At 30.9% G+C, this 20893-nt stretch carries 22 protein-coding genes and 1 tRNA gene; 14 read left to right on the forward strand and 9 right to left on the reverse strand.

What is annotated here, in order from left to right:
* Positions 1–12: 12 nt before the first annotated feature.
* Complete coding sequence (gene ruvX, locus E5R92_RS00635) at positions 13–468, reverse strand: Holliday junction resolvase RuvX (RefSeq protein WP_168606196.1); 456 nt, start codon at positions 466–468, stop codon at positions 13–15.
* 51 nt (positions 469–519) lie between these two features.
* On the opposite strand from ruvX, the gene gatC reads away from it, so the two are divergent.
* The 10 genes from gatC (at position 520) to E5R92_RS00685 (ending at position 9487) form a co-directional block, all read left to right on the forward strand.
* A complete protein-coding gene (gene gatC, locus E5R92_RS00640; RefSeq protein ID WP_168606197.1) occupies positions 520–807 on the forward strand; it encodes an Asp-tRNA(Asn)/Glu-tRNA(Gln) amidotransferase subunit GatC in 288 nt (95 codons plus the stop codon).
* Positions 807–2264, forward strand: a complete 1458-nt coding sequence (gene gatA / locus E5R92_RS00645; RefSeq protein WP_168606198.1) for an Asp-tRNA(Asn)/Glu-tRNA(Gln) amidotransferase subunit GatA — start codon at positions 807–809, stop codon at positions 2262–2264. Before gatC ends, gatA begins: the two co-directional genes overlap by 1 nt.
* On the forward strand, positions 2265–3740 hold the full coding sequence (gene gatB, locus E5R92_RS00650; protein ID WP_168606199.1) for an Asp-tRNA(Asn)/Glu-tRNA(Gln) amidotransferase subunit GatB: 1476 nt from the start codon (positions 2265–2267) through the stop codon (positions 3738–3740). It abuts the gene before it with no gap.
* A gap of 4 nt (positions 3741–3744) precedes the next feature.
* Positions 3745–4395 (forward strand): O-methyltransferase, encoded by a 651-nt coding sequence (locus E5R92_RS00655; RefSeq protein WP_168606200.1) that lies wholly within the window; start codon positions 3745–3747, stop codon positions 4393–4395.
* The gene (gene trhO, locus E5R92_RS00660) at positions 4395–5300 is read left to right on the forward strand and encodes an oxygen-dependent tRNA uridine(34) hydroxylase TrhO (RefSeq protein WP_168606201.1); all 906 of its coding nucleotides are present in this window, start codon (positions 4395–4397) and stop codon (positions 5298–5300) included. Before E5R92_RS00655 ends, trhO begins: the two co-directional genes overlap by 1 nt.
* A 10-nt stretch (positions 5301–5310) precedes the next feature.
* Positions 5311–6681, forward strand: coding sequence for an MATE family efflux transporter (locus tag E5R92_RS00665; protein ID WP_168606202.1), 1371 nt, complete (start codon positions 5311–5313; stop codon positions 6679–6681).
* Positions 6644–7129 carry a thermonuclease family protein gene (locus E5R92_RS00670; protein WP_168606203.1) on the forward strand — a complete coding sequence of 162 codons (486 nt, stop codon included), beginning with the start codon at positions 6644–6646 and terminating at the stop codon, positions 7127–7129. The genes E5R92_RS00665 and E5R92_RS00670 overlap by 38 nt, the downstream gene beginning before the upstream one ends.
* 382 nt (positions 7130–7511) lie before the next feature.
* Positions 7512–7994: a hypothetical protein gene (locus E5R92_RS00675; protein ID WP_168606204.1), complete on the forward strand. Its 483-nt coding sequence runs from the start codon at positions 7512–7514 to the stop codon at positions 7992–7994.
* A 4-nt stretch (positions 7995–7998) separates the two neighbouring features.
* A complete protein-coding gene (locus E5R92_RS00680) occupies positions 7999–8274 on the forward strand; it encodes a hypothetical protein (RefSeq protein WP_168606205.1) in 276 nt (91 codons plus the stop codon).
* Entirely contained in the window at positions 8261–9487 is a 1227-nt protein-coding gene (locus E5R92_RS00685; RefSeq protein WP_168606206.1) for a hypothetical protein, read from the forward strand. Before E5R92_RS00680 ends, E5R92_RS00685 begins: the two co-directional genes overlap by 14 nt.
* A gap of 200 nt (positions 9488–9687) precedes the next feature.
* Here E5R92_RS00685 and E5R92_RS00690 read toward each other — a convergent pair whose 3' ends face one another.
* Genes E5R92_RS00690 through E5R92_RS00720 form a run of 7 tightly spaced genes read right to left on the reverse strand, consistent with a single transcriptional unit; the run spans position 9688 to position 16642 of the window.
* Entirely contained in the window at positions 9688–9960 is a 273-nt protein-coding gene (locus E5R92_RS00690) for a GNAT family N-acetyltransferase (protein WP_168606207.1), read from the reverse strand.
* Entirely contained in the window at positions 9960–10700 is a 741-nt protein-coding gene (locus E5R92_RS00695; RefSeq protein ID WP_168606208.1) for an amino acid ABC transporter permease, read from the reverse strand. Before E5R92_RS00695 ends, E5R92_RS00690 begins: the two co-directional genes overlap by 1 nt.
* 40 nt (positions 10701–10740) lie before the next feature.
* A complete protein-coding gene (locus tag E5R92_RS00700) occupies positions 10741–11508 on the reverse strand; it encodes an ABC transporter substrate-binding protein (RefSeq protein WP_168606209.1) in 768 nt (255 codons plus the stop codon).
* 36 nt (positions 11509–11544) lie between these two features.
* Positions 11545–12108, reverse strand: coding sequence for a sarcosine oxidase subunit gamma (locus E5R92_RS00705; RefSeq protein ID WP_168606210.1), 564 nt, complete (start codon positions 12106–12108; stop codon positions 11545–11547).
* The gene (locus E5R92_RS00710) at positions 12101–15109 is read right to left on the reverse strand and encodes a sarcosine oxidase subunit alpha family protein (protein WP_168606211.1); all 3009 of its coding nucleotides are present in this window, start codon (positions 15107–15109) and stop codon (positions 12101–12103) included. Before E5R92_RS00710 ends, E5R92_RS00705 begins: the two co-directional genes overlap by 8 nt.
* A 4-nt stretch (positions 15110–15113) precedes the next feature.
* Positions 15114–15389, reverse strand: coding sequence for a sarcosine oxidase subunit delta (locus E5R92_RS00715; protein ID WP_168606212.1), 276 nt, complete (start codon positions 15387–15389; stop codon positions 15114–15116).
* Complete coding sequence (locus E5R92_RS00720; RefSeq protein ID WP_168606213.1) at positions 15389–16642, reverse strand: sarcosine oxidase subunit beta family protein; 1254 nt, start codon at positions 16640–16642, stop codon at positions 15389–15391. The genes E5R92_RS00715 and E5R92_RS00720 overlap by 1 nt, the downstream gene beginning before the upstream one ends.
* 68 nt (positions 16643–16710) lie before the next feature.
* Here E5R92_RS00720 and E5R92_RS00725 point away from each other — a divergent pair.
* Positions 16711–16802: transfer RNA gene (locus E5R92_RS00725), tRNA-Ser, on the forward strand.
* Here E5R92_RS00725 and E5R92_RS00730 read toward each other — a convergent pair.
* The gene (locus tag E5R92_RS00730; RefSeq protein ID WP_229704542.1) at positions 16803–18962 is read right to left on the reverse strand and encodes a lytic transglycosylase domain-containing protein; all 2160 of its coding nucleotides are present in this window, start codon (positions 18960–18962) and stop codon (positions 16803–16805) included.
* 92 nt (positions 18963–19054) lie between these two features.
* On the opposite strand from E5R92_RS00730, the gene dapA reads away from it, so the two are divergent.
* Genes dapA through folK form a run of 3 tightly spaced genes read left to right on the forward strand, consistent with a single transcriptional unit; the run spans position 19055 to position 20893 of the window.
* The gene (gene dapA, locus E5R92_RS00735) at positions 19055–19936 is read left to right on the forward strand and encodes a 4-hydroxy-tetrahydrodipicolinate synthase (protein ID WP_168606215.1); all 882 of its coding nucleotides are present in this window, start codon (positions 19055–19057) and stop codon (positions 19934–19936) included.
* The gene (smpB, locus tag E5R92_RS00740; protein WP_168606216.1) at positions 19936–20406 is read left to right on the forward strand and encodes an SsrA-binding protein SmpB; all 471 of its coding nucleotides are present in this window, start codon (positions 19936–19938) and stop codon (positions 20404–20406) included. The genes dapA and smpB overlap by 1 nt, the downstream gene beginning before the upstream one ends.
* The gene (folK, locus tag E5R92_RS00745) at positions 20372–20893 is read left to right on the forward strand and encodes a 2-amino-4-hydroxy-6-hydroxymethyldihydropteridine diphosphokinase (protein ID WP_168606217.1); all 522 of its coding nucleotides are present in this window, start codon (positions 20372–20374) and stop codon (positions 20891–20893) included. The genes smpB and folK overlap by 35 nt, the downstream gene beginning before the upstream one ends.

Here is a 20893-nt window from a genome sequence, read left to right on the forward strand (position 1 = left end):
CTATGGCAAGCATTAATTATTTAAAAAGTCTATTGCACCTTGTAAAATAAAGGCTGCAGCGTTTTGGTCAATTGTTTTAACTCTTTTTGAAACATTGACGTCCAATAAACTTGATAGATTAAATGCGCCAACTGTCGAAAGTCTCTCATCCCACAAAATTACTGGTAGGTCTATAGATTTTGATATGTTCGATGCAACGTCATTAACTGATTGTGCAGATCTACCTAGACTGCCATCCATATTTACTGGGTTCCCTACAATTATTCCACCAATATTATTATCTTTAATTATCATCTTAAGTTCATCAATTAGTTCGTTAGTGTTGGTTTTATTTATGGTTTTAAAGGGTGTGGCTATGGATTGTCTTTCATCACAAATTGAGACACCAATTCTTTTAGACCCTAAATCTAAACCAATAAATCTCACCTTATTTGAGTGTTTTATTTTAAAATCTTCAATTGTGATCATATTGTATATTTTATACTTAAGTGATAGTTTGCCGACATATTTAATTACCACATGACAATTGATCTTAAAACAATAAAGCATATATCTAAATTATCAAGAATCTCTGTTGATGATACAAAAGCTAATAAATTAGCTGGAGATCTTAACTCTATATTTGATTTCATTGAAAAATTGAATGAACTCAATACTGATAATGTTGTGCCCTTAACTTCTGTTGCAGAAACCACATTAAAATTAAGAGTCGATGAGGTTAAAAGTGAAAATATAAGAGATCAAATATTAAAAAACTCACCAGATGAAAATGAAGATTTTTTTGTAGTACCAAGGGTTGTTGAATAATGTCAGATATCACATCACTCACTTTAACTGAATTAGTTAAAAATATTAAAGATAAAAAGATTTCTTCTGAAGAAACTACTAAAGCTTTTATTGATAGAGGAGAAAAGTCTAGAGATTTGAATGCTTACATAACTGAGGATTTTTCTAACGCACTTTTGAAAGCTAAAAATTTTGATCAAAAACCTAATTTTGATTTAAAGCTTCCAGGTGTTCCAATTGCTGTTAAAGATTTATTTTGCACAAAAGATGTAAAAACTACAGCAGGTAGTAAAATTTTGAATAATTTCATCCCACCATACGAATCTACTGTTACTCAAAATATTTGGAATGAAGGTGGAATATTGCTTGGTAAGTTAAATTGTGATGAGTTTGCAATGGGCTCTTCTAATGAAACTAGTTTTTTTGGAAATGTACAAAGTCCAATAGATAAAAGTTTGGTACCAGGAGGCTCTTCAGGAGGCTCTGCATCAGCTCTAGCAGCCAATTTAACACCCATCACAATTGGAACTGATACTGGTGGTTCTATTAGACAACCTGCTTCATTTACGGGTACTGTTGGATTAAAGCCCACTTATGGAAGTTGTTCACGATATGGAATTGTTGCTTTTGCATCTTCGTTAGATCAAGCAGGTCCAATGTCTAAAGATGTAAAAGATTGCGCACTTCTTCAAGAAATTATTAGCACTTATGATGAAAAAGATTCAACTTCAATTGATTTTAAAAGAAATGAATACAGCAAAGAATTAACAAACAATATCAAAGGTAAGAAAATTGGAATTCCAAAAGAATATAGAATTGATGGAATGCCAAAAGAGATAGAGGATTTATGGACTGAGGGAATTGAGTATGTAAAAGATTGTGGTGCTGAAATTGTTGAAATTTCATTGCCGCATACAAATTATGCTCTACCTACTTATTATATAGTAGCTCCTGCTGAAGCTTCTTCAAACTTAGCTAGATATGATGGTGTTAAATATGGTTTTAGATCTAAAGGTGAAAACCTTATTGATATGTATGAAAAGACAAGATCTGAAGGTTTTGGTAGCGAAGTTCAAAGAAGAATAATGATAGGAACATACGTTTTGTCCTCTGGTTATTATGATGCTTATTATCTAAAGGCACAAAAAGTTAGAAAATTAATTAAAAACGATTTTGATGAAGCTTACAAAAAAGTTGATGCAATTTTAACTCCATCTACACCAAGTGCAGCATTTAAAATTGGTGAAAAAACTAATGACCCAGTTTCAATGTATTTAAATGATATATTTACAGTTCCAGTTAATTTGGCTGGATTACCAGCAATTTCTATACCTGCAGGAGTTGATACTAAAGGTTATCCATTGGGACTACAAATTATTGGTAAAGCTTTTGATGAACAAAATATTTTAAACATTGCTTATGCTATGGAAGAGAAGATTCAGTTTAATAACAAAATTACTGACTGGTGGATTAAATAGATGTTAAAAGATAATTCAGAATATTTAATCGAAAGACGAGACAATGTTTATGAAGTGGTAATTGGACTTGAAGTTCATGCGCAAGTTACATCTAATTCAAAATTATTTTCATCTTCATCAACTACCTTTGGTGCTGAACCTAATACACAAGTGAGTTTAGTTGATGCTGCATTTCCAGGAATGCTTCCAGTTATTAATGAATACTGTGTAAAACAAGCAATTAAAACGGGCATAGGTTTAAGAGCTCAAATTAATAAAAGATCAGTTTTTGATAGAAAAAATTATTTTTATGCAGATCTTCCACAAGGTTATCAGATTTCACAATTTAAATATCCAATAGTAGGAGAGGGCACAGTCATTCTTGATATGGCACATGGTCAAAAGGAAGTTGGTATAGAAAGATTACACTTAGAACAAGACGCTGGAAAAAGTATTCATGATATGGACCCACAAAATACATTAGTTGATTTAAATAGATCAGGTGTAGCTTTGATGGAAATTGTTAGTAAACCAGACATGAGAACTCCAGATGAAGTTAGTGCTTATGTTAAAAAATTAAGATCCATTTTAAGATATCTTGGTACATGTGATGGAAACATGCAGGAAGGATCTTTAAGAGCCGATGTTAATATCTCTGTTAGAATTAAAGGATCTGACAAACTTGGAACTCGTTGTGAGATTAAAAATGTTAACTCAATTAAATTTATGCAAATGGCTATTGATTATGAAGCCAATAGACAGGTTGATTTAATTGAAGAAGGAAAAAAAATTAATCAAGAAACAAGATTATTTGATACTAAAAAAAATGAAACAAGATCAATGAGATCTAAAGAAGATGCTCATGATTATCGATATTTTCCAGATCCAGATTTATTACCATTAGAAGTAACTGATGAATTTATTGAACAATTAAAAGCAGATATCCCAGAATTACCAGACGATAAGAAAAAAAGATTTATTGATGAGTTTAAAGTCTCTGCTTACGAGGCTACAATATTAGTATCTGACATTGATATAGCTAAATATTTTGAGGAAGTTGTCGCTAAAATGGGCAAAAACCGAGATATGAAATTAGCCGTTAACTGGATTACAGGTGAATTATTTGCTGTCTTAAATAATAAAAATTTAGAAATTACACAAAGTCCAATAAGTGCAAAAAATTTGGCAAAATTAATTAATCTAATTAAGAATGGAACAATTTCTGGAAAAATAGCTAAAACAATATTTGAATTAATGATGGATGGGGACATAGATCCACAAATAATTGTTGAGGAAAAAGGTTTAAAACAAGAAAGTGACCCTAAAGCATTAGAAGTTTTAATTGATAAGATTATCAATGATAACAGGGAAAAAGCTATTGAATACAAGAATGGTAAAGAAAAACTGTTTGGTTTCTTTGTAGGGCAAGCAATGAAAGCTTCAAGTGGTAAAGCCAATCCTCAATTAATAAATGAGATATTGAAGAAGAAACTTTAATATCATGGGTAAGAACCTTGAAATTACTGAAAAACTTGAAATATATATAAATAACTTTAGTTTAAAGTTAAATCCCATTCAGCAAGAAATAATTGATTACAATAATACACTTGGAGATGTTAAGAGAATGCAAGTAGCAACATCTCAATGTCATTTTCTTCATTTAATTATAAAAACTTCTAACATTAAAAATGTACTTGAGATTGGTACTTTTACTGGGTTAAGTGCACTTTCTATAGCATTAGCATTAGCAGACGATGGCAAACTTACAGCACTAGATAAAGACAAAGAGACCAACAAGATTGCAGTAAGTTTTTTTAAAAAAGCTAATCTGGATAATAAAATTCAAACAATTGTTAAGCCTGCATTAGATAGTTTAGATGAATTAAAGAATAGTAAATTTGATATGGTTTTCATTGATGCTGATAAAATGAATTATAAAGAATATTACGAAAGATCACTGAAGTTATTAGATAAAGGTGGATTAATTATTATAGACAATGTTTTGTGGCATGGTGAAGTCGCTGATGAAGATAATTTAGATAAATATACAATAAATATCAGAGATTTTAATACTTATGTTGCAAACGATAAAAGAGTGGAACAAATCATTGTCCCTTTAGGTGATGGAATGACTGTTTGTAGAGTATTGTAATGATTGATGTTTTTGGTTTTTACAAATTTAAAAAACTTACCTCTTTAAAAAAAAATAAGATTTTACTACAAGATTTTTTAATCAAAAAAAATATCAGAGGAACAGTAATTATAGCTAGTGAAGGAGTAAATGCGACAATCTCAGGTAAAGCAACTGATCTAAAGTCAACTATCACGAAGATTAAAAAGATATTAGATTTTAAAAAGTTCGATAGTGAAAATATTTCAAAAAGTAAATTTCAACCATTTCAGAAACCAAAAGTTAAGATTAAAAAAGAAGTAGTCCCCATGGGTCTTTCCTTACCATCAAAAAATAAAAAAAATAATCATATTGACCCAAAAAAATGGAATAAATTAATTAATGATAAAGAAACATTAGTTTTAGACTCAAGAAAACCATTCGAATATAATGTTGGAACTTTTAAAAGATCAATTAATCCTGATGTTGATAACTTTAGAGAGTTTCCTCGATACTTAAATAAACTAAAAAAAACAAAACCAATTGCAATGTTTTGTACTGGCGGAATAAGATGTGAGAAAGCTTCATTTTTTTTAGAAAAAAAAGGTTTTAAAAATGTTTTTCAATTAAAAGGTGGAATTTTAAATTACTTAAAAAATGTTAAGAAAAAAGAAAGTCTATGGAATGGGGAATGCTTTGTTTTTGACAACAGAATCAGTGTTAAACATGGATTGGAAGTTGGTACATACTCAATATGCAGTGGATGTAGAAAACCTGTTTCAGCAAATGATAAGAAGTCTAAAAAATATGAGGAGGGTGTTTCATGTGTAAACTGTCATGATAATTTAACTCAAATTCAAAAAGAGAGATTTCGAATGAGACAAAAGCAAATAAACCTTGCAAAAAAGAGTGGTTCAAAGCATATATTTCAAAAAGAATTTAAATAAAAAAAAACAATTGTCTAAAGCCATAAATTTAACCAAAGATCCAATTTGGTCATTACTTAAAAAAGTAACTATTCCAGCTAGTGTTGGTTCTTTATTTCAAACATTCTATAATTTAGTTGATACATGGTTTGCTGGTAGAATTTCTGCAGAAGCTATAAGTGCAATAGCTAAATCTTTCCCAATATATTTTGTCATCATCGCTGTTGGTGTTGGTATTGGTGCTGCAACTAACTCTGGCATTGGTAACTTATTAGGAGCTAAAAAGATTAATAAAGCATCACTATTTATTGCCCAATCAGTAATTTTTGCATTAGTCACGTCAATTGTCGTTACTTTATTTGGATTAAATGCTTCAGATTTTCTCTTGGGTGTCATGGGTTCTGATGCTGCTGGTATCGCTTTAACTAGAGAGTACTTGGATATAATTTTTTATGGAACATTTATAGTTATGATCCAAATATCTTTAAATGGAGCTTTGAATGCACAGGGTGATACTAAAAGCTATAGAAATGTTCTTATCTTTAGTTTCTTTTTAAACATTTTTTTAAACCCATTATTTATCTGGGGATACGGAATTGTTCCAGCTTATGGTATAGGTGGTCTAGCAATAGCAACTGTTATCGCTCAATCTATTGGTACTATTTATTTAGCTTACAAAATTAACTCGTGTAAATTAAGAAAGTATTTATCTATTAAATGCTTTATTCCTAAATTCAATCTTCTTAAAGAATTGTTAACTCAAGCAATGCCAATAATGATTAGTATGCTGTTTATCGGTGTAGGTATTTTTAATATTCTATATTTTATTGGACAATTTGGTGATTTTGCGACAGCAGGTTATGGTGCAGCTTTAAGAGTTGAGCAAGTTTTCTTACTTCCAGTAATTGGTTTAAATACAGCGGTACTTTCTATCGGTGGACAAAACTTTGGTGCTAAAAATTATAACCGTATAAGAGAGCTTTATACTAAAGCATTATTTTTTGGATCATCATTCATGGCTTTGGCAGGTGTGATTTTATTCTTCGGTGCAGAATTTTTTGTATCTCAATTTACAAATAATGCAGAAGCTATTTATCATGGTGCTATATATTTAAAAGTTGCTGCATTAATAGCTCCTATTTATCCTGTGTTTTTTATTACAACGGCAGTTTTTCAGGCACTTAAAAAACCAGTTTATAGTCTTTACTTAAGCGTTCTAAGATTAACTGCATTTCCTTTCTTATCTTTGTGGTATGTAATTAATATTAAAGGTGGAGATTACGCGGATATTTTTTACACAATCATGGCAACCAATTGGTTTATGGGTATTGTAGTAATCATCTTTATTGGATACTTTTTAAATAATGTTTTTAAACAAAAGAAAAGCCATTTTTCTTATTAGTGTTTCTGCGCTAATATTTATTTTAACTATTAATCAGCTCAAATCTCAAACAATTAAAATTGTTGATGGAGATACAATTCATCTTAATGGAGAAAAAATTAGATTTACTGGAATAGATACACCTGAATTGAAACAAAGTTGTCTTAAAGAAGGTATTAAAGTTTTTTGTGGCATTACAGCAAAACAAATCCTTATTGATAAAATTGGAAATAATAATGTTGAATGTATTAGTGAAGGAAAAGATCAATACAAAAGAACACTAGCAGAATGTTTTGTTAATAATGAAAGTCTATCAAGTTATTTAGTTAAAAGTGGTTATGCATTTGCGTACAGAAGGTATTCAAAAAAGTTTGTACGTGATGAAGATTATGCAAGAATTAATAAAATAGGTATGTGGTCTATGGAGTTTGATTACCCTTGGGATTATAGAAAATCTAAGAAAAATTAAAGCTAGCAGGGTAGTTCTGTTACCCGGTGCCGTGGACCTGGCTTCATGAATCTTGGTCAAAACCAACAGCTTCAGCTATTATTCTATGTTTTGTGGACTCAATATTCAAGGATTAATAACGACTCCAAAACGTCCTTTATAGGAGGACGGAGTCGATGCTTGTCCTGTTGGACTCGCAGGTACATCAATAGAGGTACCAACTGGGATAGGAACTATCTTTAAGATTAGAACCTTAACCCCGGATATATAAAAAGGAGTATCTTCTACTCTCTACTATATAGTCTGTTTAGCTTAGACGCAGAGGTTGAAATATTTTTTAAAAAATTTTATTTCGATTCCATCACCTAGACACCTGATTTGGAATTTGCTAGGATCTTGGTTCATGAAAAAGATTTTAGGAATCATAATTCTAGGTTTGTTATTGAGTGGATGTACAATTAATCAAACTGCTTTAAATGTTGGAACAAATTTTACAGATTATCAGAAGGAGTGTAGAAAAGTTGCTTTAGTAAAACCAAAGTTGGTTTTTAATGATGGCAATTTAAGAGGCTTTCATTGTGCAGATGCTGCCGGTGCTGATACTTGGAGATATGAATTTTTTGATACTAGTAATAAATTAGTAAAAGTTTGGTCACGACCAGTTAGTGCTCAAGAAAGACAAGCAAGATTTAATAATGCATTATTAGGTTTAGCTATTTTGAATTCTGGAACAGCATCAGGAACAACAACACAAACTCAACAACCTCCTGGATTTTTTAGTTTTGATATAGCCTCTGGTATGAATAAAGTTTGTTTCTATGATCAACTTGGCAGTCTTAGTGCAAAGACAATTGGTCGTGCAGAAATTTGCCCATTAGGTTATTAAATTAATGAAAAAAATTTTAGGGATCGTTGTTCTGGGTTTATTGTTGAGTGGGAATGCTTATGCAGAGGTAGAAAAGCTTCCAGAAGGAACAACTGTTAATAGTTTGATCAAAGCAGGCTACAAATTATTTAGCACAGAGTCGGCGGCTACTCCTGTGACTTTTGGTGATGATGGTAGAAGTTACACTGGATCTTTTCAAATTATATATCATTTAACTAAAGGCAAAGAGGTCGTATCTTGTGTTCTTTATGATGGAGAATTAACCTGTGTTAAACCTTAAAAAACTTTTAGGGATCATAGCTCTAGGCTTGTTGTTTAGTGGGAATGCTCATGCAGGTGTTAATGAACCTGGAGTAACGTCTATTGCAGGGTGTGATAGAGGTCTTAAATCAGCAAACAAAAAATTTATAAAAAAACATTTAAAAAAATTATCAAAAAAAAATGAAACTAGCGTTCTCTATGCCAGTTGTGATTATGAAAATTATTCTTGGGCAGTTAATAAAGGTAAAGATTTAGAAAAACTCCATAAGAAAACATATAAACAATGCACAAAATATGCCAAGAAACATACTGGTAAAGAATGTTATTTGTATGCAGTTAATGAAGAAATTGTTTGGAAATACGACAAGGCTAAAGCATCAACCATAGCAAAAACTAAAATAGCAGTAGCAAAAGCGCTAGAAGAAAAGAATGTAAAAATGGATACAAAACCAGGAAGATTTTTTGAGGATCAACCTGATGTAAGTGACGATTATCAAATTCATTTTATCTATTTATTAACATTAGATGGTAAAGATACAGAATTAGATATAAGTGGCTGGATTGAAAAAAGGATAAAAACTGTAAATAAAAAATTTTTAAAAATGTCTGCAAAAAATAAAAAATCAAATGGTATAGGACAACAGTTTAAATTAGATATGACTAAAGAAGGAAATCTGGATGTAACCTTTGTGAGAATGAATATTTCAAAAAAACAATTAGATATACCTGATTACCCTAATAATTTAATTTATCCATATCTTAGAAAAAAAGGGTTTGATAATCCTAAAAAAGTTTATGCAACATTTGCAGGTTTTAAAACAAAACATGGAAATAGTGATGGTGGCGAAGGTTTTGTACCCATGATGGTAATTTATACACCTGCAGTTAAAACTTACGGACAACCAGACATGGATTTAGTTATTCTTCATGAACTGTTTCACACACAGGCTGCTGCTTATGGGTGTGGTAAAAGAACTTATAAAGGTGCACATGTAAAAGGTTCTGATATTCTTGCAGTAGATACTGTTACATCATCAATCGATAGTCGAAATGATACTTATTACAAACATGATATTGAAGGATGTCCTGATTTAGCTAAGAGCGTCTTTGTTACACCAACAGCAAAAGATTCATGGGATCCTTACGATGTTTTTTGTAGAAAAAATAAAGATAATTTCACTCATCCAGATCTCTACACAGGATCTCATAGATGCAAAGGTGGGGCAAAATAAATGAAAAAACTTAGGACATCAAATAGATAATAAAATGCTTCTTAAAAGTATTAAATTCATAAAAGAAAACTTAAATTAGGATTAATTTATAAATTGTGCCACTAGTGTGCCAGAGGTCTACTTAAGGAATAATCATCATTATATATAAAGAGAAGTAAGTGAGTATGAAGGGGCGTTCTGTTACCCGGTGCCCCAGAGTTTTAGTTAATCTCTTGTTTATTAATTTTAAAGAGCTTTTCACCCAAAGGACTGATTGGATCTTGAGGTGTAGGTTTGATTTTAGTTTTTTCCTCAACAATACTTAATAGTTTTTTAGCAAGTCCTTGACGTCTAAACATAGGGTTAACAAAGATGTATTCAACTTCAGCTGTCTCATTATATCTAACAAAACCAAGTGTAGTATTAATATTTTTAAAGGTAATAACACCATCACTTAGATCAACGTCATAATTTGTATTATCTAAATTACTCATTAATTATTTCCATCCTGTTCAAGTTTTTTCTCTAATTTTCTCACAAAGAATGAAACAATTAATATCAAAATTAAATACTCTAAAATTAAGAATGTATAAATTTCTAATGGTCTATAAGTTGACACAACTAATTCATTAGCTTTTCTTGTTAAGTCACCAATGCCAATAATTGATACCAATGAAGACATTTTTAACACATATACAAACTGGTTTCCTAATGCAGGTAAAATGTTTTTAATTGCTTGTGGAAGAATTACGAATCTTAATCTTTTATAAAAAGTTAACCCTAGTGATGAACCAGCTTCCCACTGCGATTTCTTAATTGAGTTTATACCTGCTCTAAAAATTTCTGCTTGAAAAGCACTCTCACTTATTGCTAATGCAATTATTCCTGAGACGAATGGACTGAAGCTTAATCCAGTCATTATAGGTAAACCGTAATAAATCCATAAAATTAAAACAAGTAGAGGTATAGCCCTTACAATTTCCACATATCCGATATTTATGTATGTTAAAAATTTATTTTTAGCTAAGGATGGTATTGCAACAATAAACCCTAAAATTGCAGAAATAATTATAGATATAACTGATATATAAATTGTTGTTGTTAAACCACTAAGTAAAAATTTTAGGTTAGTTAACCCCTCAACATTATTAGGTGATAGAATAAACCACCCTAACTCTTGACCACTACAAGAGTTAAGGGGTAAAATTAAAAGTAAAAAAAGTAAATTTTTCACTCTTAAAGTTATAATGAATTAGAGATTAATATCTAATTTTTTATAAGCTTTTTAAATTATATTTAGCGAGTAGTTTATTAAAGAAACCAGACGATTTCTTATCTTTAATCCATGCATTAACATAATCATTCCAAACTTTATCATTTTTATCAACCATCATTGCTAAAAAGGCAGGGTTTTTTTCTCCATCAGGAACAATTGCTAATTGAGGGTACTTGATAACTAATTTATTGGCCTCTGTTGAACTTGTAATGTTTCCATCTGCTCTTCCAGCTAATACTTCCTGAAAGTCTCTTGCAGGAGATTCAACTGATTGCAATTTTGATTTTGGAAAAAATTCTTTAGCTTTTTCCTCTTGAGAAGTTCCAAGTGTTGTTGCAATAGTTACACTTTTATTATTCAAAGAGTTCCAAGTTGAGTATTTTTTTAAATTCTTTTTAAGTACTAGTGGAACAGTTCCATACTTGTAGTAAGTATCTGTAAACCCGGCAACTTCTGCTCTCTTTGGAGTTTTAGTTACACTTGTAGAAATATCATATCTTCCTGCGGTAATTCCAGAAACAATAGTTTTCCATTCAGTAGGTACAAAAGTAATTTTTACACCCATATCTTTTGCTAATTCTTGCATGACGTCAATATCAAAACCAACATACTTATTAGTAGCTGGGTCTTTCATAGTCATTGGATCCCAGTCGCCTGTTGTTCCAACTTTCAATTCACCAGAAGACATAATCTGATCAAGTTTAGTTTCTGCGTTAAGAGAGAAGGGTAAAAGTGCTAATAGCACCACAAGGAGTATTTTTTTCATATACCTGATATAACAACAATTTTAATTAATATAAGGTTATAACCTTGACGCACTATCACTCATCCAAGAGTGCAAATGCTTGGAAAAAGAGCGTCTAACAAGTAAATTAACCTCATTTTTTTCTGTAAGATGGATAATTACATCAATATGCGACAGTATTGTTTGAACAACTGAACCTTTCTTATTTTTAAATTCATTAAAGTTAAAAGGAGATCCAGTAGCAAATAAATCAAAAACCTTACTACCTTTTATATTCAACATTACAAATTGGTCACTAACATCAGTTACAGCACCCAATTTAGCTTTAGATATATTTTTTATTAATTCGTCTTCAACTTGATAAGTATTATTATCCTCACTAACAGTTTCATTTGATATCAACATCCATTCATCAGGACTTAACCAAAATGCAGTAAGCTTTTCTGCTGATGTAGATGTATTTGCCTCTGTTGGTAGGACCATATTAAAATTTTTACCAATAGTTGTAATAAAATCTTTTGTTTTGCCTCTTATGATTAATTTCATGATAGGTTTAATTTCTTTAATCACTAAATCAGAATAAGTCACATCACCTTTAATAGAAGTTTTATAATTAAGCATTTAACCTCACATTTTCTTTATCAAAAAACACAGGATCAACAATAGTTACATCAATATTTTTATCTTCCATTGGAATAAATAATTTTTGACCTAGCATATTTTTACCACCTTTTACTACAGCTAGTGCAATTGATTTATTTAGATTTGGACTATAGTAACTTGATGTTACATGACCTAACATTTCAACTGGCTTTAAACTAGTGTTAGCAATTATCTGAGCTCCTTCTTCTAAAACTTCAGTTGGATTATCCGTCACTAAACCTACTAATTGTTTTCTATCTTCTTTCATGGTGTCAGATCTATAAAGAGATCTTTTACCAATAAAGTCATATTTCTTTTTACTAACAATCCAATCCATTTGTAAATCTATGGGTGTCATTGTTCCATCAGTATCTTGGCCAACAATAATAAATCCTTTTTCAGCTCTTAATAAGTGCATTGTTTCAGTACCGTAAGGAGTTATATTGAATTCTTCACCTGCTTCCATGCATTTTTCCCATAAGTCTTCACCATAGTTCGCCTGAATATTGATTTCATAACTATGTTCACCTGTAAAACTAATACGCATAATTCTACATTTAATATTATCAATTTTAGCATTCTTGAAAGACATGTGTGGAAAGCTTTCATCTGAAAGATCAAGATCAGGTATTAATCTATTTAGAATTTTTTTACTATTTGGACCACAGATACTAGCTGTTGCATAATGATCAGTAACTGATGATAAATAAACATCCAGGTCAGGCCATTCTGTTTGAAGGTAATCTTCTAATTTTCCTAATACGTTTGCAGCACCACCAGTTGTTGTTGTCATGATATAATGATTTTCATCAAGTCTAGTTGTGACTCCATCATCATAAACCATACCATCTTCGTTAAGCATTAAACCATAACGACATTTTCCTATAGCTAGTTTTGACCAAGCATTTGTATAAATTCTATTTAAAAATTCTGAGGCATCAGTGCCCTGAATATCAATTTTACCAAGTGTTGAAGCATCTAATATACCAGCACTATTCCTTGCAGCTTTACTTTCTCTTTGAACTGCCTCATGCATATTTTCGTTATTTTTTGGATAGTACCAAGCTCTTTTCCACTGACCTACATTTTCAAATTCAGCTTTGTTTTCTATATGCCAATCATTCATAGGTGTTCTTCTAAATGTATCAAAATATTCACCAACATTTCGACCAACAATTGTTCCAAATGTTAAAGGAGTGTAAGGAGGTCTAAACGTTGTAGTTCCAAGCTCACCCATCTTAACACCAGCCGTTTCTGCTATAATACCTAGTGCATGCATATTACCAAGTTTACCTTGATCGGTACCCATTCCAGTTGTTGTATATCTTTTTACATGCTCAATTGATCTAAAACCTTCTCTTAGTGCAAGCTTAATATCTTTTGCAGTTGCATCATTTTGATAATCAACGAAGGGTTTCGTTTTTCCTAAAAGCTTATCGGATGGTAGTAACCAAATATTTCTTAGCTCATTATCTTTAGGGCAAATTATTTCTAAATTATCGAATTCAGTTTCTTTTATATCCAGAAATTTTTTTAAAGATTTTATAGAATTTTTTATAATATCATTTAATTCAAAATCCCCATTACTTGAGCCAATACTAATTTGATCTGATGGATATTTATCAGGAATAAAAACTTGATCTTTTTCTCTAAATTTTAATTTACCACCTGATTGAGTAAATAAATGAACAGCTGGTGTCCATCCGCCAGCAATTGCTAGACAATCACAATCAAGTTCAATTTTTTCTGAGCTAGCAAAAGATTGTCCATCTTTTGATAATTCCATTATCGTAATCTTATTAATTCTTTTATAACCTTCTGTATTTACAACTGTGTGTGATCTGTAAATTTTTATCCCTAAATCCTTAGCTTCTTGAGTAAATATGGTGTTAGTTTTTTCTCTGATATCTATGATAGCTTCAACCTTAATACCTTTTTTTTGTAATGAAATCGCACTCTCATAAGCTGTGTCATTATTAGTAAAAAATATATTTTTTTGTCCTGTTGCAACACCATAGTAATCTGCATATCTTTTAACAGCAGAAGAAAGCATAACGCCTGGTCTGTCATTATTATTAAAAACTAGAGGTCTTTCTAAAGAACCAGTAGCAACAATAACTTTTTTAGCTCTAATTTTTAATAACCTTTGTCTTATCTGTTTATTTTTTTCATTTTTAGGAAGGTGATCAGTTAAATTTTCTCTTGCTAATAGATAATTGTAACCATGATAAGCAGCAACACTAGTTCTTGTTTTAATTTCTAGGTTTTCAATATTTTTCAATTCGTTAATTTCATTTTCTAACCATGCAGAAGAATTTTGATTATTTACTTTAACATGTTCTGAGCTTTGGAAAATTGTAGATCCTCCTATTTCATTTTTTTCATCAAGTAATAATGTTTTAAGATTATTTTTTGCTGCGGTTTTTGCAGCCATAATTCCACTTATACCAGCACCAACTACCAAAACATCACAATGAATGTATTTATGATCATATATATCAGGGTCAGGTTCTGTTGGCGATTTTCCTAGGCCAGCAGAATGTCTTATAACATATTCATATTTTTCCCAAAAGTTAGCAGGCCACATAAAAGTTTTGTAATAAAAACCAGCAGGCAGAAGGGGGGATAAAAAATTATTTATACCACCAATATCAAAGTCAACGCTAGGCCAACAATTTTGACTAGTTGCCTCAAGCCCATGATATATTTCAAGTTCCGTTGCTCTAACATTTGGCTCCGTTAGTGCTGTATTATTATTAACTTGGACAATTGCATTAGGTTCTTCAGAGCCAGAAGTCATTATCCCACGAGGTCTATGATATTTAAAGCTTCTTCCAACTAAATGAACATCGTTTGCTAGCAGTGCAGAAGCAAGAGTATCACCTTTGTATCCAAAATAAGTTTTTCCATTGAACTTAAAAGAAACTCTAGAAGTCTCGTCAATATATTTACTAGTTGTAACTCTTAACTTTTTTTGCATTAAATTATTTTATAGGAGGTTTTTCACCCATCTTATATACAGCTTTAATTGTATCGTTAGAGGTGTCTCTAACCATATTAAACCATTTTCTACAACCATGAGCATGGTTCCACCTTTCAAATTGAATACCTTTAATATTTTTTCTCATAAACAGGTATTCAGCCCATTCATCATCACTTAATTCCGTAGGCTGTTTAGGTCTTTCAATATGCGCTTCACCACCAGCTTTAAATTCACTTTGTTCACGTTCACCACAAAAAGGACAGGTAATTAAAAACATTAGTGAGCTACCGCCGCTGCACCATGTTCATCAACAAGGTCTCCACTAATAAATCTATTTAAATTAAATGCTGCATTTAATTTATGTGGTTCATCATTTGCTATGGTGTGAGCAAATAAATCACCTGATCCAGGTGTAGCTTTAAACCCACCAGTTCCCCAGCCACAATTAAAATACAAACCTTTTATGGTTGTTTTACTAATAATGGGACTAGCATCTGGGCAGATATCAACAATTCCACCCCATTGTCGAAGCATTCTCATTCTACTAAAAATTGGATAAAGCTCTAAGATTGCATTTAATGTCCCTTCAACAATATCATGACTACCTTTTTGTGAATAAGAAATATAATCATCAGTACCAGCACCTATTACAAGTTCGCCTTTGTCAGATTGACTGACATAAGCATGGACAGCGTTAGACATCACCACTGTATCAATAATTGGTTTAACTGGCTCTGAAACTAGAGCTTGAAGAGGTTTACTTTCTAATGGTAACCTTAAGCCTGCCATGTTCGCTAATACACTTGAATGACCAGCAGCAACTACTCCAATTTTTTTTGTTTTTATAAAACCTTTTGTTGTTTCAATGCCTTCTACTACATCACCGTTTCTTTTAATTCCTTTAACTTCACAATTTTGAATTATATCTACTCCCATTTCATCTGCACCTCTAGCATACCCCCAAGCAACAGCATCATGTCTTGCAGTACCAGCTCTTCTTTGTAAAGTTCCACCTAGTACGGGGTATCGAATATTTTGTGAAGTATTAATGATAGGACAAAATTTTTTAACCTCTTCTGTGCTTAAGTAAACTGCATCTATACCATTTAATCTATTTGCATGTGTTCTTCTTTTTAAATCTCTAACGTCCTGTAAGTTATGTGCAAGATTCATCACACCTCTTTGACTAAACATTACATTATAATTTATTTCTTGGGATAAGCTTTCCCACAATTTTAATGCATGATCATAAAGACCAGCACTAGCATCCCATAAATAATTGGATCGTATTATCGTAGTATTTCTTCCAGTATTACCACCACCAATCCAACCTTTTTCTACTACAGCAATATTTGTCATATTATGTTTTTTTGCTAAATAGTAGGCAGTTGCTAATCCATGACCACCACCACCAATAATAACTGCATCATATTCTTTTTTTATAGTGGGATCTTTCCAGGCTTTTTGCCAATTTTCATGATAGGAAAAAGCATTTTTAACTAATGAGAATATTGAATACTTATTTTTCATAATATTATTCAAGAATTACTTTATAAATATTGAATATTCAATACAATCGGTTATATCAATGTCGCAGTGGAAGAGTGGGTGAGAGGCTGAAACCAGTCGTTTGCTAAATGACCGTGCGGGGAAACTTGTACCGAGGGTTCGAATCCCTCCTCTTCCGCCATTAAAATAAAGGCTGGTCTTTAAAAAAATTCTTCATTTTAATAGGCTTTTTTTCCAAAATATATCTATAGACATTGTAGTTTTCCATAACGCGCTGAACATAATTTCTGGTCTCTTTAAATTTAATTAATTCAACCCAATCTACAAAATCAACTTGTTTCTTTTGAGGGTCTTTATTTATCTTTTTCCAATATTTAACTCTTTTTGGACCAGCGTTATAAGCAGCTGTTGCAAAAGGATAAGCCCCATCATATTGTAAAATTAAACCAGCTATATAATGTGATCCCAGATTAATATTATATTCAGGATCAGATGTTAATCTTGATTTTGAATATGGAAGCTTAGCTTGTTTAGCAACTAGTTTAGCGGTGTAGGGCATTAATTGCATTAATCCTTGAGCGCCAACATGACTGTTTGCTCTCATATCAAACTCACTTTCTTGACGAATAAGAGATAGAATAAAAGCAGTTTCTGGTATTTTTCTTCCATTAACGTATTGAGGTGTACTTATTATTGGATAGTTAAAATCATTGTGAAATCTTTTTTGATAAGATGCAATCTTTGAAACTTGTATTGCAAAATCATATCTTGATATATTAGTTGCAAGTTCAGCTGCTAAAATTTCACTTCCATCCTTAATATTATCATTAGCCAAGTGTCTTAATATATTTTTTGTATATCTATCTTTATTTAACTCATCTAAAAGATGAACAATTTTTACTAATTCTTTTTTATAAAAATATTTTCTATAAGTAACAGGCACAATAGCTTGCTCATCTAACTCAAATGTTTCATTGGGTTTAATTTTTAAAAATGCTAGTTGACCATAATATGTTGATAAATATTTGGTTGCTTCTTCATACCATTTTTTAGATTGTGCTTTATCTCCAATTTTTTCATAAGATCTCGCTAGCCAATAAGCGCCACGAGATAAACTAATTGGATAACTCACATTCTGATAAAAATTATTAAAATGATCTATTGCTAAAATAGGATCATTCAAAAAACTTAAAGCAATCCAACCACTCATCCATTCAGCATCTGCATATTCTGGACCAATGTCTAAAGAGTGTTTGCTTGCAACTTTATAAGCTGACTCATATTTCTTCTTATAAATAAGAGCTCTTGTCATTATTGCTCTTTCTTTCCACCATTTGTCTGGCCTTACTAAATAATCTTTATTGTTTGGAACTTTAAATATGATCTTCAAGGAGTCGTCGACTCTTCCTCTTTTTCTTCTCCATTTAAGCCTATCGTAATTTAGTCCAGCATCATTTTTAAGTTTTGTTGGAACATTTTTAATTGCATTATCAACACCATAAGACTTACTCATTAAAATTTGTCTAGCCGTATAAAGTAACTCATAGTCTTTAGGTAAATAACGTAACATTCTTTTTAAATCCCAGGATTTACCTTCCCAAGCTAAATAATCTGCACGATTAATATAATCATTTGCGTTTAAATATTTTTTATATCTTTTCCTAAAAAATTTCATATTAGACCTGTTTAGATCTGCAGTTATCCAGCCATCTTTAATTAGAGAGGTGCCTTTGGTAATATCACCTGTTAATATTAAACTTTCTCCAAGTATTAGTTTTCCATATCCACTTAATGGTTTCTCAGAATTAAACCAACCTATGATCTTATTTGGTGAGATCTTATCTGTTGAAAGTTTGTGTTCGGCTAAATACCGAAGTCTACTTATTCTTGGATAATTTTTTTTATTTTTTATAAATGATAAATAGTCATAAAAACTTGCTTGGTTGCCTGTAGTTAGCAAATGTCTCCATTGAATAAAATTATATATAGATTTGTCCTTAGCTTTTTTAGACTGTGATAGTGCTGCTGACCACTGACTTTTTTGCATTGCTGCAATTGATTTTTTTGCAATCATGTAATCTTTTTGACTATAATATTTTGACTTAGTCTTGACTTCTGATTTGCTCTTTTTAACAACTAATGGTTTACTTTTAGGGATAAGAAAATCAATTTTTTTTGAATCTTCTTTAACAATTAAAGTTTTAGTTTCTTCTATCTCTTTTGATGGTTTGGACTTAGGTTTAATAATACCTTGGGTTACCTTCTCTCTTTGAGCTGCCTCACCTAAAACTGGTTTTTTTATGGGAATTATTGTTATTTCAACAGCAAATACATTTCCCATTATTATCAAACTTAATAATAATGATTTTATAAAAAATATCTTTCTAGGCATAAATTTACTAAATGAATCTTTAAACTATGTTATAAGTATTTATGTTCAAAGGATCAAATGTTGCTTTAATAACCCCGTTCAAGAATAATGAGCTCGATATTGAAGCTTACATTAAGCTTATTCATTTTCAAATATTAAATGGTACTAACGGCTTGGTACCTGCTGGAACAACAGGTGAATCGCCAACATTAAGTCACGATGAACATCAAAAAGTAATAGATTTATGCGTTAAAGAAAGCAACGGAAAAACTGTAGTTATTGCTGGTACTGGATCTAATTCAACTAAAGAAGCAATCTCTCTCACAACGCATGCAGAAAAAGCAGGTGCAGATGCAGTTTTAATAGTAACTCCATATTATAACAAACCTAATCAAGAAGGATTATATCAACACTATAAAGCAATAAACGACAAATGTGGGATACCAATTATAATTTATAATATTCCTGGTAGGTCTGTAATTGACATGTCTGTTGACACAATGGCTAGATTATTTGAATTGAAAAATATCGTTGGCGTTAAAGATGCTACTGGTGATTTAAATAGAGTAAATCAGCAAAAAGATAAAATGGGAAGTGATTTTGTTCAACTGACAGGTAATGATGATAACGCTTTAGAATTTAATAACAGAGGTGGTATTGGATCTATAAGCGTAACAGCAAATATTGCCCCCAAGTTATGTTCTGATTTTCAAAAAGCTTCAAAAACAGAAAATGATGAGAGCAAGCTTGAAGCGATCAAGCTAGATAAAATTTTACAACCGGTTCATAGCTCCATGTTTGTAGAAAGCAATCCAAGCCCTGTTAAATATGCTGCAAAACTCTTGGGTTTTTGTGATGACGATGTTAGGTTACCTTTGGTTAAAGTTACAGACCCAACTAAGGATATTGTTAAAAAAGCTTTAGTATCAGCAAATCTACTCTAATGAACAAGAAAGCCAATTCTGGTTTAAAAATTATTTGCTTAAATAGAAAAGCAAGTTTTAATTTTTTTTTTGAAGACTTAATTGAAGCAGGAATAGTTCTTAAAGGATCAGAGATTAAATCCATTAGAGAGGGAAAAGTTAATATTGCAGACTCTTACGCTGTAGAAAAAGAAGGTGAAATAGTTTTAATTAATTCTCATATTGCAGCTTTTAAACAAGCCAGTTATTCAAATCATAATCCTACTGATGAACGAAAGTTGTTATTAAATAAAAAAGAAATTAACAAATTAATTGGTAAAATGCAGAGAGATGGTTTTACTCTTGTTCCAACAAAGATGTATTTTAAAAAGGGAAAAGCTAAAATAGAAATAGCAGTAGCTAAAGGTAAAAAACAATTTGATAAAAGAGCAACAAAAAAAAATAGAGATTGGAATCGTGAAAAAGCAAGACACATTAGAAAATCAAGTTAAAAAATCATATTTAGCAATAGGATCAAATTTAGGTAACAAAATTACCAACATTCATATGGCCATGTCTGAACTAAAAAAAAATAAAATTAAGATCACAAAAGTATCATCTCATTATTCATCAAAATCCTGGCCAAACTCTTTAATGCCAAATTTTATAAATATTGTTATAAAAATTGAGACAATCTTAAAACCGTTAGAATTATTAAAGATTTGTAACTTTATTGAATTAAAATTAGGCAGAGTTAGATCAAAAAAAAATGATCCACGAACGTGCGATATTGATATAATTGATTATGATAAAAAAATTTTGAATATAAACAGTAATAAACTAACAATTCCTCATCCAAAGATGACTAAGAGAAATTTTGTTTTGTTGCCATTATTTGAAATAGATAGGGATTGGAAACATCCAGAATCTAAGATTAATATAGTTAATTTAATTAATTCCTTACCGATTAAAGATTTAAGATCTATCAAACAAATATGA

The organism is Candidatus Pelagibacter giovannonii (assembly GCF_012276695.1).
Classification (GTDB): domain Bacteria; phylum Pseudomonadota; class Alphaproteobacteria; order Pelagibacterales; family Pelagibacteraceae; genus Pelagibacter; species Pelagibacter giovannonii.